Genomic DNA, 15,182 nt, shown 5'->3' with positions numbered 1-15,182 from the left:
ATAGATGATGGAACTAGTTGACTCTCTCATGGTGAAGATCGCGCTGATCGGCCTGCTCGGCATCGGCGCGCAATGGATTGCCTGGAGAACGGGTCGCCCTGCCATTGCTCTGATGCTGATCGTCGGCATCCTCGCCGGCCCGGTACTGGGCATTATCGATCCCGAACGCGATTTCGGAGCGCTGCAAGAACCAATCATCAAGCTGGCGGTGGCCGTCATACTGTTTGAAGGCGGACTCAGCCTCAACTTCCGGGAATTGAGACAGGCGGGCGGCGCGGTTTCGGCGATGGTATTTGTCGCCGGGCCGATTGCCTGGGTGCTGGGAACAGCAGCGGCACATTATGGTGCTGGCCTGTCCTGGGAAATATCAGCCTTGCTTGGCGGTATCATGATCGTCACCGGTCCTACGGTGATTGGCCCGATGCTGCGCACATTGCGCGTACCATCGCGGGTTCGCAACATCCTGAAATGGGAAGGCATTGTGAACGACCCGATTGGCGCGCTGCTGGCCGTCGGTATCTACGCCTATATCACCTATGAAGGGCCCGATGCCAATATCGCCGTCATCAGCATGGACGTTCTGGCAGCAAGCTTCATTGCCGGATTGATTGGCGCAGGGCTTGGCTTTGCCATTACCTGGCTGTTTCCCAGAGGGAAAGTTCCTGAATATCTGAAGGCGCCTTTTCTGCTGGTTACGGTGATCGCGGGATTTGTCATCGCCGATCTGATCAAACATGAAACCGGACTGATCACGGTGACGGTGATGGGCATTGTTATGGCCAACCGGCAAATCTATTCCAGTCAGGCGCTCTACCGGTTCAAGGAAGATCTGGCGGTACTGCTGATTTCCGGTGTGTTCATCATATTGTCCGCGACGCTGGACTGGGAAACGGTGCAGCAGTTCCGCCCGCAATTTGTCATCTTCCTGATATTGCTGCTGTTCGTTGTGCGACCCATTTCTGTGCTGGCCGCTCTGCTGTTCAGTTCCGTACCCTGGCGCGAACGGCTGTTCATCGCCTGGATTGCGCCGCGCGGTATTGTCGCGGTCGCGATTACCGGTTTGTTTGCCATACGTCTTGTCGACTATGGACTGCCCGGGGCAGAGGCGCTGGTACCGCTCAGCTTTGCTGTCGTTATCGCGACCATTTTTGCGCATGGGTTTTCTGCGTCCTGGGTCGCCGAGCGACTGGGCATTTCGGAAGGGAAAGGCGAGGGCGTCTTGATCGCCGGCGCCAATCGCTGGTCGATTGCTTTGGGTAAAATGCTGAAATCTCTCGAAATCGATGTCCTGATGACGGACAACAGCAAATTCGCCCTGCGCAGGGCGCGTAGCGAAGGCCTTGCGATTCACCATGGTGATGTGCTGGCAGAGGCGCATGACGACAATATCGACATGGGCGAATTTCAGCATCTCATCGCGGCCACTGACAATGATAGCCAGAACCAGTTGATCACCGCTGATCTCGGCCCGGAAATGGGCTATGAGCAAATCAGCCGGCTGGCCAATGACAGCCAGAGCAAAAGCAGGGTCGGACACGGCCGGCTGTTGTTCGAATCCGGCGCGGATTTTGGCACATTGCTCGACCGTGATCTGGCCGGATGGCGATTCAGCAAAACCAATATCACCGAGAAATTCACCGCTGAGGATTATCGCAAGAATCTGGAAGAAGGCGAGGAACCGCTCGCCGTGTTCAAGCCGGATCGTCGGCTGCTATTCTTTGCAACCGATGCCCGACCGGTCATTGAAGACGGTGACGTCGTGATCAGCTATGTCGCGGCTGACACACCGGAGGAACGCAAAGCGGACCGCGCGGCGAAAGACAGCGAGAAAAACGGCCAAAGCTGATCAAGCTGCCGGAGTATCGCGCGGACCAAATAGCGCGGTGCCAACCCGGATATGAGTGGCACCGAGCTTGATCGCCTTGTCAAAATCACCCGACATTCCCATGCTGAGTTCATCGAGGCCATTGTCGCGCGCCAGCTTGGCAAGCAGCGCGAAATAGGGGACCGGGTTCACATTGTCCGGCGGGACTGCCATCAGGCCGGCGACGGTTATACCGGCTGTGCGGGCCTGGGCCAGCATCTCGGGCACAGCCTTGATATCACAGCCACCCTTTTGGGATTCTTCGCCGATATTGACCTGCAGAAAACAGGGTATCTGGCGGTCCTGCCTGCCCATTTCCTTTGCCAGCGCCTTGACCAGAGAAAGCCGGTCGAGGGAATGGATATAGTCAAAAAGAGCCACCGCTTCTCCAGCCTTGTTGGATTGCAACTGGCCAATCATATGTAGTTGGATATCCGGATATTCGGCCTTCAGCACAGGCCATTTCTCCATCGCTTCCTGCACCCGGTTTTCCCCGAATACGCGATGGCCCGCCTCTAGCAGCGGTCGAATTTCATCAATGCTGCGGGTTTTGGACACGGCGATGAGCGCGATATCCGAAGGCTTGCGGTCCGCTATTCTGGCGGCCTTTTCGATCTTGCTGCGGATGTCCTCTAGTGGGGGGTTTGCCAAATTGGGTCTCTCTCAATCATTCTCTTTCGCGAAGCTTGCGTCTATAGGCCTGCTTATGTTGCGAGACCAGCCCTGCCCCGCTTTGCCGGACCCAAGAAGGTCGGCCCTGCCCCGGATATGGATGTTCACCGACGCGCGAAATGATGCGCTTCTTGAGCAATTGGTCCTGCGACTGCCGCGGGGCAGCGGGATTGTCTTTCGCCATTATCATTTACGGGAAACATCGCGACGAAAGCGATTTGAAACTGTCAAAAAACTAGCTCGGCGGCGTGGCCATATATTGTTTCTGGCCGGATCTCCGGCGCTAGCCAGACGCTGGCGCGCCGACGGCGTACACGGGCGTGTACAGCGACGGACCAATATGGGCGGGATGCCGCACAGCGTGCCGGTTCATAATGCCCTGGAAATTCAGCAAGCCAATCGCGTCTGTGCGGACATTTATTTTCTGTCACCGGTGTTCACTACCCGGTCCCATCCTGGCCAGCAGCCCCTGAATCCTCTGCAGACCCGGCGCTTGGCAGCGCTGTGCAATGGCGCGGTGATCTATCTGGGCGGGATGAACGAGTATCGCTATCGAATGCGCAAAAACCACCTGACCCATGGCTGGGCGGCGATCGACGCTTTAAGCTAAATATGAATTTTAGAAGCGGAACTGGGTTCCGACATAGACGGCTTGGCTGTCCTGACGATTATCGGTCAGCGGTGCCATCCGGTCGCGCTCATTATTGATCCGGACACCGGCAGTCACGTCCAGGTTGCGGGTCAGCGAGTAGCTGCCACCAACATCGAGCGTATAATCTTTCTGGCTGGCATCCAGAGCGCGGGGTGTCGCGTTGATCGGTGCCGAGGCATCGATCGACATGCGCGGGTTGAAACGGCTCTTCTTGCCATCATTGTCCTCGCCCATCAGCCGTTCAGCACCGATTTCCGAGAGATCAGGGAGGTTGCTGCCGAGTTTCCGGACCGGAATTGCAAAGCTCTTCAAGCCTTTGGCCGAGCCGAGGCTATAAGCAACGGGAGCAATTTTCGCCGCACTGGCTACACCCGATCCGGGTGCAGCAGCCAGAATATTCTCGCGAATGGAAACCGCGTCAGATTTTTGGCGCACCACTACGGTAACCGAGCGTTCCCCGTCGCGGGTGCCGCCGGACGGAGTGAATTTGAAGCTCGCATTGCCGCGAAAGGCGCTGAGTTTATATTTGGCTACGAGATCAGGGTCGGCACCAGCTACGGTAAAGGAGCCAATTGATCCGAGGGTTTTCAGGGATACCATTCCGTCATCACTGGAAAGCACTTTTGCAAGAGCAGGGGTCATGGCAAGACCGGAGAGCGCGAGTCCCGTCGCTAACCAACCGAAATGACTGACCTTTTTCGTCATGATGAAGCCGCTTCCCCTTTATCTGACCTTCGATATAACAAAATCTGCCAATCTACACGAGTCAACATATTGTTTTTGTCCGATTTCTTCAAACTAGCGCCTTACTGTTGCAGTTCGGTTACGCTTTTTGGCGGAGATCGTTTCACGGCCTACCATAAAAAACATGAACCCAATATGATTCTGCGATTATTCAACTGGGGTTCAGTCGCTGCTGCACAAGAGCGAATCATGCGCTTGTGCTTGCCCCTTGCGGCAAAGCATTTATAGAGAGCGCTGAAATATATTCACGTCCGGAACAAATCCTGCAAAAAAGATTTCGTATCGGCGTAAAATGCAACCAGGAGCGCTTCATGTCCCGCCTCAATCCATCTCTCTTCGTGCGATCTGCAACCGCTAGCCTGCTGGCGCTTTCCCTGCTTTCTGCCTGCGGTGGCAAAGAGCGGCCAAAAGCGGATCTGGCAGCGTCACAGATTACCACCATCGGCGTGAACAGCTATTTGTGGCGCGCTTCGCTGGATGCATTGTCCTTCATGCCGCTCACCCAAACCGATAGCAATGGCGGCGTGATCCTGACCGACTGGTATGTAAACCCGCAAAATCCAAGCGAGCGGATGAAGATCAACGTTTCGATCCTCGACCAGGATTTGCGCGCCGATGCCTTGCGCGTTGCGGCATCCCGTCAGGTTGCCAGCAACGGCACATGGGTCGATGCACCGGTGAAAGCGGCAACCACGCAGAAGCTCGAACAGATCATTCTCACCAAGGCCCGCGACCTGCGGCGCGGTGCGATCTCCAACTAATTTTTCCTGCCATATAATGGGGCCGCAATGACCGATCAGCGATTCAATCCACTGGCGGCGGACAAACGCTGGCAAAAGCGCTGGGCCGAATCGCGCGTGTTCGAAGCGGACGACGCGAGCAGCAAGCCGCGCAGCTATGTGCTCGAGATGTTTCCTTACCCCTCCGGCCGCATCCACATGGGCCATGTCCGCAACTATACGATGGGCGACGTGCTTGCCCGGTTCCGGCGGATGCAGGGCTTTGAAGTGCTCCATCCGATGGGCTGGGATGCCTTCGGCATGCCGGCGGAAAATGCCGCGATGGAAAAGAAAGTCCATCCCGGCGAATGGACACGGGCCAATATCGCGTCGATGCGCAGCCAGCTGAAGACTTTGGGCTTTGCCTTTGACTGGAGCCGCGAACTGGCGACCTGCGACCCGGACTATTATGGGCAGGAACAGGCGCTTTTCATCGATCTGTTCGAGGGCGGGCTGGTCTATCGCAAGGAATCGGCGGTCAACTGGGATCCGGTCGACATGACGGTGCTCGCCAACGAGCAGGTGATCGACGGCAAGGGCTGGCGTTCCGGCGCTCAGGTCGAGAAGCGCAAGCTCAGCCAGTGGTTTCTGAAGATTACCGATTTCGCCGAAGATCTGCTGGCCGGACTGGGTGACCTCAAGGGCTGGCCGGAAAAAGTGCGGCTGATGCAGGAAAACTGGATCGGCAAGTCGCAGGGCCTGCAATTTCATTTCGCTCTGGCAGAAGCGCAAGCTGATATCGCGACGGTCGAGGTTTTCTCGACCCGTCCGGACACGATTTTCGGAGCGAGTTTTGTCGCCCTGTCGGCCGACCATCCGCTGACTCAGAAACTTGCTGGCCAGAATTACGCGCTCGCCGCCTTCGCTGAAGAATGCAAGGCTGGCGGCACCACCGCTGCCGAGCTGGAGACGATGGAGAAAAAGGGCTTTGATACCGGCCTAACCGTCACCCATCCGCTTGATCCCGACTGGCAGTTGCCGGTCTACGTCGCCAATTTCGTGCTGATGGATTATGGTACCGGCGCGGTTTTCGGCGTACCGGCGCATGACCAGCGCGATCTCGACTTTGCCCGCAAATATGATCTGCCGGTCAAGCGCGTGGTTTCTGACGGCGACGAAACCGGCGCCGAGTACGCCGGCAACGAAGCCTATACCGGACCCGGAAAGATCGTGAACAGCGCCTTTCTCGACGGCATGACCATCGACGCGGCGCAGCAGACCGTCATTGATCGCGCGCAATCCGAAGGCTGGGGCAAGGCCCAGACCACCTGGCGGCTGCGCGACTGGGGCGTTTCGCGCCAGCGTTACTGGGGCACGCCGATTCCGATCATTCATTGCGATGACTGCGGCCCGGTACCGGTGCCCAAGGACCAGCTGCCGATCGTGCTGCCCGAAGATATTGATTTTGAAACACCGGGCAATCCGCTGGAACGTCACGCGACCTGGAAACATGTCGACTGCCCGAAATGCGGCAAGGCGGCGCGGCGCGAGACCGATACGCTCGACACATTTGTCGACAGCAGCTGGTATTTCCTGCGCTTCGCCAGCCAGCCTGATGACCGACCCTTTGACCCCGAAGTGGTCAAGCAATGGCTGCCGGTGACCCAATATATTGGCGGCGTCGAACATGCGATCCTGCATCTGCTATATGCGCGTTTCTGGACACGCGCTCTGGCGAGCATCGGCAAGCTGGATTTTGCCGAGCCGTTCGAGAGCCTGTTCACCCAGGGTATGGTGACGCACGAAACCTATAAACATGGCGACGGCAGCTGGCTGTCTCCCGACGAAGTCGAGAAAAACGGCGCGGACTGGGCGGTAATTGCCGACGGCTCAGCGGTCACCACCGGCCGGGTCGAGAAAATGTCGAAGTCGAAGAAAAATGTCGTCGACCCCGATCCGATCATCGAACAATATGGTGCGGACGCGGTGCGCTTTTTCATGCTCTCCGACAGTCCGCCGGAACGCGATCTTCCCTGGTCCGAGGCCGGCATCGAAGGCAGCTGGCGGTTTGTCCAGCGCTTGTGGCGGTTGTTTATCGCTGTCGCCGATAACGCCGATACAGGCGAGGACAAGGCGCTCCGGCGCAAGCTGCACCAGACCGTCGCCGGCGTCGCCGGAGATGTCGAGGCGCTCTCGTTCAACAAGGCGGTGGCGAAGATATTCGAACTGGTCAATCTGATCGAGAAATCAGGGCCTTCCGAAGACCGGACTGTTGCGATCAAGTCATTGGCACGGATCGTCGCCCCGATGGTGCCGCATATTGCCGAGGAAGCATGGGCTTTGTTCGGCGAAAGCGATCTGGTCGCCAACGCGCCTTGGCCGGAGGTGGACGAAAACCTGCTGGTCGATGATGAAGTGACGATTGCGATTCAGGTACGCGGCAAGCTGCGCGATACAATCACCGTTGCCAAGGGCAGCAGCAAGGAGCAGCTCGAAGAACTTGCCCTCGCATCCGAGAAGGTGCAGCGTAGTCTCGACGGAGCGGAAATAAAGAAGGTGATTGTCGTGCCCGATCGACTGGTCAATATCGTAATATGAAATCCGTGATCGCGCGGATCACCCTGGTGGTGGCAATCTCGGCGATGCTGGCCGGCTGCAACCTGCGGCCGCTCTATGCTGGCGGTACCAATGGCGTTGTCGCCCAGCAGCTTGGCAATGTCGAGATTGAACCGATCGCCGGCAAGGCCGGATGGCTGACCCGCAATGCGCTGAAAGATCAGCTCGAGGCATTTGAGGGACAGCAGGCAAAATACCGCCTGACCGTCGCACTGGAAGACAAGATTGCCGGATTTGGCGTGCGCAGCGATGATCGGATCACGCGCGAGCGCAGAACCCTGCGCGCCCGCTATCAGCTGGTCCGTCTCGCCGACTCGGTTGTTGTGCTGGACGCCACGGCGGGATCTGATGCCGGGATTGACGTGGTATCTTCGGAATATGCGACTCTCGCCGCAGAGGATACGGCATTGGAGAATCTGGCGACCCGCGTGGCCAACCAGATCGTGACCCGGCTTTCTCTGTTCGCCCGGGAAGAGGCCAACGCGTTGCCGCAGCCATGAAGGCAAAGCCGGAAGAAATTGTCAGGCGCTTCCACGCCGGCTCCGATCAATTCCGACTGATCCTGTTATGCGGTCCCAATGTCACCCGCTGCCAGGCGCTGGTCGAGGAACTGGTCAAGCCGCTGGCGCAATCCGCCGAGCGAGTCGATCTGACGATAAGCGACATCACCGACGGACCCGCCCGCCTCAATGACGAAGCCAATTCCGCGTCGCTGTTCGGCGACAAGCGTTACCTTGTTTTGCGATTGAACAGCGGCGAAGCGGTAAGGGCGACTGCGGCGATCGACAATCTGCTGGCCAGCGATACCGCCGGCGATCCGGTATTTGTCATCGCACCCGGCATGGGCGATAAGACTGCGCTGGCGAAAAGCATCATCGCTGCGCCGGATGCATTGATCGCGACCTGCTATGAAACCTCACCGGAACAGGCAGCGGCTGCCATCCAGACCATGGCGAAGACCGAGGGCCTGCAACTGAGCCGGGAAATGGCGCAGGAAATTGCCGCTTTGACCAGCAATGATCTGGTGCTGGCCCGCATGGAAGTGGAGAAGATCGCGCTATATCTGGATGCGACCCCCGAGAATGTACAGACGCCGGAAGCCGATATTCTGCTCTTGCTCGGCGCAGAAAATGACGAAGAAGATATCAACCTGCTGATTCATGCCGCGCTCAATGGCGATGCGGCCCGCCTGGCGCAGGAAATCGCCGCCTCGCGCGCTCAGGGCATTAGCGAAATTGGTCTGATCCGGATCATGCTCCGCCATCTCAACAAGCTCGCGGAATTGCGCAGCAAGGTCGACAAGGGTGGCAATGTCGATTCCGTTGCCGGGCATCCGAGCGTGTTTTTCAAGGAACAGAAACATTTCAAGCGGCAGCTGCGAATCTGGTCATCGGCCCATATCGCGCGGCTGATTGAGCGAATCTTGCAACTGGAGATCGTGATGAAAAGCAGCGGTCAGCCCGATCAGGTGCTGCTGGAAGAAGAATTGCTGCTGATTGCCAGAAAAGCGGCCAGCGGACGTTAGGTAGGTTCACTCATAGTCGGCGGTGATCGCAATCCGGCCGCGAAACCGGCCGCTGGCGTCACCCCGGACGCGCAATTGTCCGCCAAAAGCAAAGGTCAGTCGACCTGTATGATCCAGTCTGGCCAGTTCCGGCAGATTGGTTTCCAGTTTTTCCAGCTCGGCGGTTGAACCATTGGGTGCGCTCAGCTGAATCCGCTCCGGCAGGAATATTCGCACATTGCGGCCTGGTTCCCCGGTCAAACGTCCTTCTCCGTGCAGCGCCATGCCACCAAGGTTGGCGACGCTCCCGCGGAAATGTTTGCCACCGGACACCGGGTCGATGCTGACGACACCGCCACTGTTGCTGAGCAGCGCCATGCGCGAGAAATCCAGATCAGCGGTGATTTCGATCTGCAAGGGAATTTCCGGCTTACCGGAAGCCCCGTTGGACAGGCTGTGCGCTTCGGGACTGGCGGCACATAAACGGCATTGGGCATGCGATTGCCCTGGCAGCAGTGCCAGGCCTGCGATCAAGAGCAGGCCTGACAGCATCAATTTTACCACTATCTTCATAGTGATATATCCTGCCAAAATATGGCTAATAATCAGTTAAGCATTGTGATCAGCCGTACCGATTCTCTTCGCCAGATCCCTTGACCGGCTGCAATCGAACGCCCATTTAGCGGTAATGGAAAAAACAATATTGAGCGACGAGCAATGGCGGCAACAGCTGTCGCCGGAACAATATCATGTGCTGCGCGAAGCGGGCACCGAACGGCCCTTCACCGGAGCGCTGAACACCGAATATCGCGACGGAGAGTTTTTCTGCGCCGGTTGCGGCAGCAAATTGTTTGAATCGGAGAGCAAATTCGATAGCGGTTGCGGCTGGCCAAGCTTCTCCGCACCCGCCGATTCAGAGGCGGTCACCGAAATCGAGGACAATAGCCTTGGCATGCGCCGGGTCGAGATACGCTGCTCCACCTGCGACGGTCATCTTGGTCATGTTTTTCCCGATGGACCTACTGATACCGGTCTCCGCTATTGCATGAACAGCGCCGCGATGGCCTTCGAACCCAAAACAGACTGACTTTTTTCTGTGCTTCCCTGTTCAGCCTACGGTAAGGCACCAAAACGCTAGAAAATTTCTAGTCTGGTATTTAGTGGGTGGATCAATATGGCGCGGGCCAAAAAACGCAATAAAAAGCAAGGGCCAGTGCGCAAGTGGCTATGGCGGCTGACCAAGACCGGCCTTGTCGTCGGAATTCTCGCGGCAATTGCCCTCGTGGTTGCGATTTTGGTCGTCCGTTCCTCCCTCCCCGGCTTCGAGGACCTGAAATCTTCTCCCAACGGCCAGATGATACGGGTGCTGGATGTGAACGGCAAAGAGCTGTTTTCCATGGGGCCGAGCTACGGCGAGTGGCTGCAATATGCAGACATCCCGGACGTCATGAAAGGCGCGATGGTTGCCGTCGAAGACCGGCGCTACGAAAGTCATCCGGGCGTTGATCCGATCGGCATCGCGCGTTCGCTCCAGGTAAGGATGCAGCGCGGCCATTGGGCTCAGGGCGGATCGACCATCACCCAGCAACTCGCCCGGAACATATTCCTGAACAACAACCGGACCTTTGGCCGGAAGGGGCGGGAGATATTGCTCGCGCTGGCGATGGAACGGAAATTTTCCAAAGAGCAGATCCTCGAACTGTACCTGAACAAGGTTTATTATGGCGGCGGTGCCTATGGCATTGATGCCGCATCTCGCCGTTTCTTTGCCCATAGCGCCAGAGAGCTCAACCTGGCCGAGGCTGCGATCATTGCCGGTCTGGTCAAGGCTCCCTCGCGCTATTCGCCCACCGCCGACGCAACAGCAGCGATCGGAAGGGCGACAGTGGTCCTCGAAGTGATGCAGGACGCTGGCGCGATAAGCGCAGCCGAAGCGGCAAAGACCAATCCGGCATCGGTGAAACTCGCGCCCGAACCTCGCCAGAATAGCGTGCGTTATTTTACCGACTGGGCGCTACCGCAGCTGGATTTGCTGATCGACGAGAGCGTGGAGCCGATTGAAGTCTGGACCACGCTGGATCTCGATATGCAGCGCGCAGCCACGGCAGCAATCCAGTCGCGCGTGCCAGCCGGTGCGCAAGGGGCATTGGTGGCAATCGACAGGGATGGTGCGGTGCGCGCTATGGTCGGCGGGACAGATTATGTCACATCCAACTATAACCGCGCCACACAGGCCGTCCGTCAGCCAGGGTCGGCCTGGAAGGTATTCGTCTATATGGCAGCGCTGGAGGCCGGCTATACCCCCAATGACACAGTGACCGACGAGCCGATCACCATTGGCAACTGGACGCCGCGCAACAGCGGCGATCGCTATGCCGGGGACATAGATGTCCGGACCGCCTTTGCTTTCTCCAAGAATACCGTGGCAGCAGCAATCGGCAATGATATCGGCACGACGACGATTGCCAATATGGCGCGTCGTTTTGGCATCACTACGCCGATCAACACAAACCCCTCAATGGTACTCGGAACTTCCGATGTGCGGTTGCTTGACCTGACCCGCGCCTTCGCCTCGATCAGCGCGAAGGGCGTTGCTATCACCCCATTTGGTATCACCAAGGTCCAGACGATGAAGGGCGATATTCTTTATCAAAGCAAATTTGACGGCAGCCGGGTGCTCGTCGATCCGTGGGTTGCCGCCGGCATTACCGACCTGATGCAGACCGCCGTAGCCACCGGGACCGGACGGGCAGCCCAAATCGGCAGACCGGTGGCCGGCAAGACCGGAACAACCAGCAGCAACAAGGATGGCTGGTTCCTCGGCTTCTCCAGTGGGCTAACCACAGGTGTCTGGATGGGCCGTGACGACGCAAAGCCCGTCGGCGGTCTACAGGGTGGTCGAGCTCCGGCCACCGCGTTCGCCCAATTCATGAAGGTGGCCGTGGCCAATCGCAAAGTAGAAAAATTCGATACCGAATTGGTCTTGCCGGAATGGCAGCTGGAACCAGATGAAGGCGAGCTGTTCGGGGCGCCGGAAGACGGTATCTATGTGGACGAGAACGGCATGCCGATCGAAACAGGTCGCGGGGTCGAATATGATCTGGAAGATGGCGAGGCCGCAGATGGTCCGCAACTGGATCAGGACTGGATCGATTCCGTCCTTGGCCGCGGCGGCGACCCGGCTCCCCGCAAACCGGAGCCGGCCAAGAAACCGAAACCAGCGCCTCCGCAAAACCAGCCTGAATCCTTGATTCCCGAAGCCCTGCGTTCGGAACCGCAACAGTAATCCGGTTCAGTCGGCCGGCTGGGGTTGTCGGTCTGCTCCGACCATATGCAGACCACGGCCATGGTCCTTGAGCCAGCGGTCAGCCGTCCGGCGGTCCGATTCGAATATCTGGTCGAGCAATGCGTAAAATCGCCGACTATGGTCCATATGTTTGAGATGGGCCACTTCATGCGCCACCACCGACCGGCGCACATGCGGTGGTGCCATGACCAGCCGCCAGTTCAACCGGATAGACTGGCGTGCGGAACAGCTGCCCCAGCGCCGCCGTGCATCGCCGACTGACAGCTGCGGCAAATCCGTTCCGGCGCGAATGCAGTAAAATTGCAGATCTTCGGCAAAAATCGCGCGCGCCTGGCCCTTTAGCCAGCGCAGGATACGGGACTCAACATGTTCAGCGGGTCCACCCAAACGGATTTCGTCTTCTACAAGCACCGGCGCCCGCGCAAATTCCGGAGACCATCTTATGAAACACGGCTCGCCCAAAAAGGCGATCTGGCTGCCATCCTTAACTGGAACCGGTGGCACGGCTTCGGCAAAGCGGGCATTGAGCCAGTCGGATTTCGACTGGGCGAAGCGCAGCGCCTGATTTTCTGAAGCATGAGTGGGCACCGTGAGACGGACGACACCTTTGACCGTATCCGCCGAAACAATGATCGACCGCGCCTGTTTTGAGCGTCGCAACTGAAGCGGATAGCTCACGCCGTCGAGACGGATGGCGAGCGCTTCAGAACGCGATGAACTAAAAAGGCGCATCGAGAATATGCTGTTCAAGCGGTCCGGCCTTGCTTTCCGGTATAACCTTACCCCGGATCGACTTTCCAGCCCTGTGGATCGATTCACGGTCACCGGAGACCAGATAATGCCATTCCGGCAATTGCAGACCGCGAGCGCGCATTTTATAAGCGCAACTATCTGGTAGCCATTCAAATTCTTCCAGCTTGTTGCGAGTCAGCCGCACGCAATCGGGAACATGGAATTTGCGGTGGCGATAGTCGCTGCACTGCGCGCTCCGAAGGTCGAGCAATTTGCAGGCGATATTGGTCATATATATCTGACCGTCGTCCTCGTCTTCGGCTTTCAGCAAACAGCATTTGCCGCAGCCATCACACAAGGCCTCCCATTGGGCGCGGTCCAGGGATTCGAGCGGCGCTTCCCAGAATGGCTGATCGGAGCCTAGCGCACCCATCGGTTAATTTCACCCGCGACTTGCTGCGGCGTGCCGTCAAAGGACAGCAGTGCCAGAGGCTCTCCATCTGGCCCGAACAAATAGGCTTGGCGGCTATGATCGACAAGATATTCGCTCGATCCCTCGTCGTTCCGGATATCGTAAATGATCAGATATTTTTTCGCGACTTCTGCGATTTCCTCGGGACTTCCGGTAAGGCCGATAAGGCGCGGGTGGAAGGCGGGCACATATTGCTTCAACACGGCGGGAGTATCGCGACCGGGGTCGACCGATATGAAAATCGGCTGGATTTTTTCTATCAGGGCCGGATTTTCTTTTTCGGCCTGCTTCAAACCAAGCATGATATTGGCGAGATCGACCGGGCAAACGTCCGGACAATAGCTGTAACCGAAATACATTATCCGATATTTGCCCTTGAATTGCTGGTCGGAGGTTCGCCCGCCATCCTGGTTCGTCAGGGTAAATGTGCCGCCGATCTTTGCCCCGGCCAGCGGCGGCTCGGAATCGGTTGCGACGCTTCCATCCGGCGCAGGGTTACAGGCCACCATGAGGGTCAGTAATCCTGCGCTGAGGATTATTTTTGCGATGTTTGAGAGATTGTTCATTACCGGGCCAGACATGGTCTGCTAGTTGATCAATTTCAACAGATAATTGATAGTCGGCGATTACAGCGGATCTGAGTGAAGACTCACGAGTTAAAGAAACGGGGCGAAAAATGTTCAATAACGATAGTTCAGGCACATTCTGGTCAGCAAAATTCATCATTTTTCTACGTTTTGCAACGCTTGCAGCGGCGGCGGTTTCCTTTTCCGCGCCTGCTGCGGCACAATTTTCGGACAGCTATAATTTTCTGAAAGCGGTCAAGGACCGCGATGGCGAAGAAGCAACGAAGTTACTCAGCCAGCCGGGATCGGTCATCGTCAATACGCGCGACCGCTCAACAGGTCAGACTGCCCTACATATTGTGGTGGATCGACGCGACAACACCTGGCTGGGCTTTCTCCTGCAGAAGGGCGCCAATCCCAATCTCTCGGACAAAGAGGGCACAACGCCGCTGATGCTCGCTACCCAGCTTCGGTTTGTTGATGGAGTCAGAACCCTTTTGGCCAAAAACGCCAAGGTCAATGACACGAACAGACAAGGCGAAACCGCACTTATTCTGGCGGTCCATATCCGTGATACGGAACTGGTTCGACTGTTGCTTGCAAACGGCGCCGACCCGGACCGGCCCGACACGCTCGCCGGTAAGTCAGCGCGCGATTACGCGAAGGAGGATCGGCGGACGGCTGCCATTTTGGCCGAGATTGAAAAATCCGACGCTGACAAAAAACCGGAATCCGAAGGGCGGTTTTTCGGGCCAGAAGGCTAGTTTTAGCTTATTAGCCACCCAGTTCGTGCAGATCCGAGGTGGGGCTGATCCAGCCATCGGAGATTGCTGCACGCTGCATCGCGCGACGGGCCAGCCGCATGGTCTCTGTCTTGCGCCGAGCAGGTGCAAGCGCATTGGTCGCAGCCGGACGCACCATTTCCGCATCATAGGCGTCGGCAATGATCAGCCCGGTGCGTTCAGGAAGAAAATCTGATCCTTCGACCGGCGACGCATCGAAGCCCACCGGCAAGGCCCAATAGAAACGATCGCAATAATCCAGATATTCGGTCCATTTGGCATCACCGAGCAAATCGCTGCGTGCGACCTTGATCTCGACAATGACAATTTGCCCCTTGGCATCAATGCCCATCAGATCCGCCCGGCGCCGGTTCCGCAAACTGACCTCGGGCAATATCATGATATCATGTCGCAGGAACATCCGGGCGACACCGCGGGCAACGGCCTGTGCGCCTGTCAGCTCACCGGGAGTCGTCAGCAAGCCAATCGTATCATTCCTTGTCGTCATCGCTCAAGACTAGAACATAAAAAGAACAAAATAAAGGCCCCCGT

At 57.5% G+C, this 15,182-nt stretch carries 16 protein-coding genes; 9 read left to right on the top strand and 7 right to left on the bottom strand.

Translation table 11 applies throughout. From position 1 onward, the window contains the following. The first annotated feature begins 4 nt into the window (after positions 1-4). The gene (locus AZE99_RS00200; protein ID WP_231862646.1) at positions 5-1,846 is read left to right on the top strand and encodes a cation:proton antiporter; all 1,842 of its coding nucleotides are present in this window, start codon (positions 5-7) and stop codon (positions 1,844-1,846) included. On the opposite strand, the gene AZE99_RS00195 is transcribed toward AZE99_RS00200, so the two are convergent. Then, on the bottom strand, positions 1,847-2,515 hold the full coding sequence (locus tag AZE99_RS00195; protein ID WP_067196795.1) for a YggS family pyridoxal phosphate-dependent enzyme: 669 nt from the start codon (positions 2,513-2,515) through the stop codon (positions 1,847-1,849). It abuts the gene before it with no gap. 121 nt (positions 2,516-2,636) lie between these two features. Between AZE99_RS00195 and AZE99_RS00190 the strand changes: the two genes are divergently transcribed. Then, positions 2,637-3,146, top strand: a complete 510-nt coding sequence (locus AZE99_RS00190) for a thiamine phosphate synthase (protein ID WP_067196792.1) — start codon at positions 2,637-2,639, stop codon at positions 3,144-3,146. A 9-nt stretch (positions 3,147-3,155) separates the two neighbouring features. Here the strand turns inward: AZE99_RS00190 and AZE99_RS00185 are convergent, their stop codons facing one another. Further along, positions 3,156-3,893, bottom strand: coding sequence for a hypothetical protein (locus AZE99_RS00185; RefSeq protein ID WP_067196789.1), 738 nt, complete (start codon positions 3,891-3,893; stop codon positions 3,156-3,158). A gap of 350 nt (positions 3,894-4,243) precedes the next feature. Between AZE99_RS00185 and AZE99_RS00180 the strand changes: the two genes are divergently transcribed. The 4 genes from AZE99_RS00180 to holA are packed head-to-tail and all read left to right on the top strand — an operon-like array spanning position 4,244 to position 8,792. Continuing rightward, positions 4,244-4,693: a DUF3576 domain-containing protein gene (locus AZE99_RS00180; RefSeq protein ID WP_067196786.1), complete on the top strand. Its 450-nt coding sequence runs from the start codon at positions 4,244-4,246 to the stop codon at positions 4,691-4,693. Between the two features lie 27 nt (positions 4,694-4,720). Continuing rightward, positions 4,721-7,249, top strand: a complete 2,529-nt coding sequence (gene leuS, locus AZE99_RS00175) for a leucine--tRNA ligase (protein WP_067196783.1) — start codon at positions 4,721-4,723, stop codon at positions 7,247-7,249. Further along, positions 7,246-7,767, top strand: coding sequence for an LPS assembly lipoprotein LptE (gene lptE / locus AZE99_RS00170; RefSeq protein WP_067196780.1), 522 nt, complete (start codon positions 7,246-7,248; stop codon positions 7,765-7,767). The genes leuS and lptE overlap by 4 nt, the downstream gene beginning before the upstream one ends. Beyond that, a complete protein-coding gene (gene holA / locus AZE99_RS00165; RefSeq protein ID WP_067196778.1) occupies positions 7,764-8,792 on the top strand; it encodes a DNA polymerase III subunit delta in 1,029 nt (342 codons plus the stop codon). Before lptE ends, holA begins: the two co-directional genes overlap by 4 nt. A gap of 6 nt (positions 8,793-8,798) precedes the next feature. Here holA and AZE99_RS00160 read toward each other — a convergent pair whose 3' ends face one another. Further along, positions 8,799-9,344 carry a DUF4402 domain-containing protein gene (locus AZE99_RS00160; protein ID WP_067196775.1) on the bottom strand — a complete coding sequence of 182 codons (546 nt, stop codon included), beginning with the start codon at positions 9,342-9,344 and terminating at the stop codon, positions 8,799-8,801. Positions 9,345-9,459: 115 nt separating this feature from the next. On the opposite strand from AZE99_RS00160, the gene msrB reads away from it, so the two are divergent. Both msrB and AZE99_RS00150 read left to right on the top strand, forming a co-directional pair. Further along, positions 9,460-9,858, top strand: a complete 399-nt coding sequence (gene msrB, locus AZE99_RS00155; RefSeq protein ID WP_067196772.1) for a peptide-methionine (R)-S-oxide reductase MsrB — start codon at positions 9,460-9,462, stop codon at positions 9,856-9,858. Positions 9,859-9,945: 87 nt separating this feature from the next. After that, positions 9,946-12,057 (top strand): transglycosylase domain-containing protein, encoded by a 2,112-nt coding sequence (locus AZE99_RS00150; RefSeq protein ID WP_067196769.1) that lies wholly within the window; start codon positions 9,946-9,948, stop codon positions 12,055-12,057. 6 nt (positions 12,058-12,063) lie between these two features. On the opposite strand, the gene AZE99_RS00145 is transcribed toward AZE99_RS00150, so the two are convergent. From AZE99_RS00145 to AZE99_RS00135, 3 genes are read right to left on the bottom strand one after another with little or no spacing between them, the layout of a single operon-like run. Further along, on the bottom strand, positions 12,064-12,810 hold the full coding sequence (locus tag AZE99_RS00145) for a M48 family metallopeptidase (protein ID WP_067196767.1): 747 nt from the start codon (positions 12,808-12,810) through the stop codon (positions 12,064-12,066). Next, complete coding sequence (locus tag AZE99_RS00140; RefSeq protein WP_067196765.1) at positions 12,797-13,243, bottom strand: YcgN family cysteine cluster protein; 447 nt, start codon at positions 13,241-13,243, stop codon at positions 12,797-12,799. The genes AZE99_RS00145 and AZE99_RS00140 overlap by 14 nt, the downstream gene beginning before the upstream one ends. Further along, entirely contained in the window at positions 13,231-13,863 is a 633-nt protein-coding gene (locus AZE99_RS00135; RefSeq protein ID WP_067196763.1) for an SCO family protein, read from the bottom strand. The genes AZE99_RS00140 and AZE99_RS00135 overlap by 13 nt, the downstream gene beginning before the upstream one ends. A 95-nt stretch (positions 13,864-13,958) precedes the next feature. On the opposite strand from AZE99_RS00135, the gene AZE99_RS00130 reads away from it, so the two are divergent. After that, entirely contained in the window at positions 13,959-14,612 is a 654-nt protein-coding gene (locus AZE99_RS00130) for an ankyrin repeat domain-containing protein (RefSeq protein ID WP_067196760.1), read from the top strand. Between the two features lie 10 nt (positions 14,613-14,622). Here the strand turns inward: AZE99_RS00130 and AZE99_RS00125 are convergent, their stop codons facing one another. Then, positions 14,623-15,138, bottom strand: coding sequence for an MmcB family DNA repair protein (locus AZE99_RS00125; protein ID WP_067196758.1), 516 nt, complete (start codon positions 15,136-15,138; stop codon positions 14,623-14,625). Positions 15,139-15,182: the final 44 nt, after the last annotated feature.

Source organism: Sphingorhabdus sp. M41, assembly GCF_001586275.1.
GTDB lineage: Bacteria > Pseudomonadota > Alphaproteobacteria > Sphingomonadales > Sphingomonadaceae > Parasphingorhabdus.
Note: the sequence above shows the minus strand (reverse complement) of the source record. Positions and strands in the feature narration are given on the sequence as shown.

What these genes read in the sequence shown, in the direction of transcription:
- AZE99_RS00200 (WP_231862646.1), top strand. Translation starts at nt 5, where the DNA reads ATGATGGAACTAGTTGACTCTCTCATGGTGAAGATCGCGCTGATCGGC.
- AZE99_RS00130 (WP_067196760.1), top strand. Translation starts at nt 13,959, where the DNA reads ATGTTCAATAACGATAGTTCAGGCACATTCTGGTCAGCAAAATTCATC.
- AZE99_RS00140 (WP_067196765.1), bottom strand. Translation starts at nt 13,243, where the DNA reads ATGGGTGCGCTAGGCTCCGATCAGCCATTCTGGGAAGCGCCGCTCGAA.
- AZE99_RS00135 (WP_067196763.1), bottom strand. Translation starts at nt 13,863, where the DNA reads ATGTCTGGCCCGGTAATGAACAATCTCTCAAACATCGCAAAAATAATC.
- AZE99_RS00160 (WP_067196775.1), bottom strand. Translation starts at nt 9,344, where the DNA reads ATGAAGATAGTGGTAAAATTGATGCTGTCAGGCCTGCTCTTGATCGCA.
- lptE (WP_067196780.1), top strand. Translation starts at nt 7,246, where the DNA reads ATGAAATCCGTGATCGCGCGGATCACCCTGGTGGTGGCAATCTCGGCG.
- AZE99_RS00150 (WP_067196769.1), top strand. Translation starts at nt 9,946, where the DNA reads ATGGCGCGGGCCAAAAAACGCAATAAAAAGCAAGGGCCAGTGCGCAAG.
- AZE99_RS00125 (WP_067196758.1), bottom strand. Translation starts at nt 15,138, where the DNA reads ATGACGACAAGGAATGATACGATTGGCTTGCTGACGACTCCCGGTGAG.
- AZE99_RS00180 (WP_067196786.1), top strand. Translation starts at nt 4,244, where the DNA reads ATGTCCCGCCTCAATCCATCTCTCTTCGTGCGATCTGCAACCGCTAGC.
- AZE99_RS00190 (WP_067196792.1), top strand. Translation starts at nt 2,637, where the DNA reads ATGTTCACCGACGCGCGAAATGATGCGCTTCTTGAGCAATTGGTCCTG.
- leuS (WP_067196783.1), top strand. Translation starts at nt 4,721, where the DNA reads ATGACCGATCAGCGATTCAATCCACTGGCGGCGGACAAACGCTGGCAA.
- AZE99_RS00145 (WP_067196767.1), bottom strand. Translation starts at nt 12,810, where the DNA reads ATGCGCCTTTTTAGTTCATCGCGTTCTGAAGCGCTCGCCATCCGTCTC.
- msrB (WP_067196772.1), top strand. Translation starts at nt 9,460, where the DNA reads ATGGAAAAAACAATATTGAGCGACGAGCAATGGCGGCAACAGCTGTCG.
- holA (WP_067196778.1), top strand. Translation starts at nt 7,764, where the DNA reads ATGAAGGCAAAGCCGGAAGAAATTGTCAGGCGCTTCCACGCCGGCTCC.
- AZE99_RS00185 (WP_067196789.1), bottom strand. Translation starts at nt 3,893, where the DNA reads ATGACGAAAAAGGTCAGTCATTTCGGTTGGTTAGCGACGGGACTCGCG.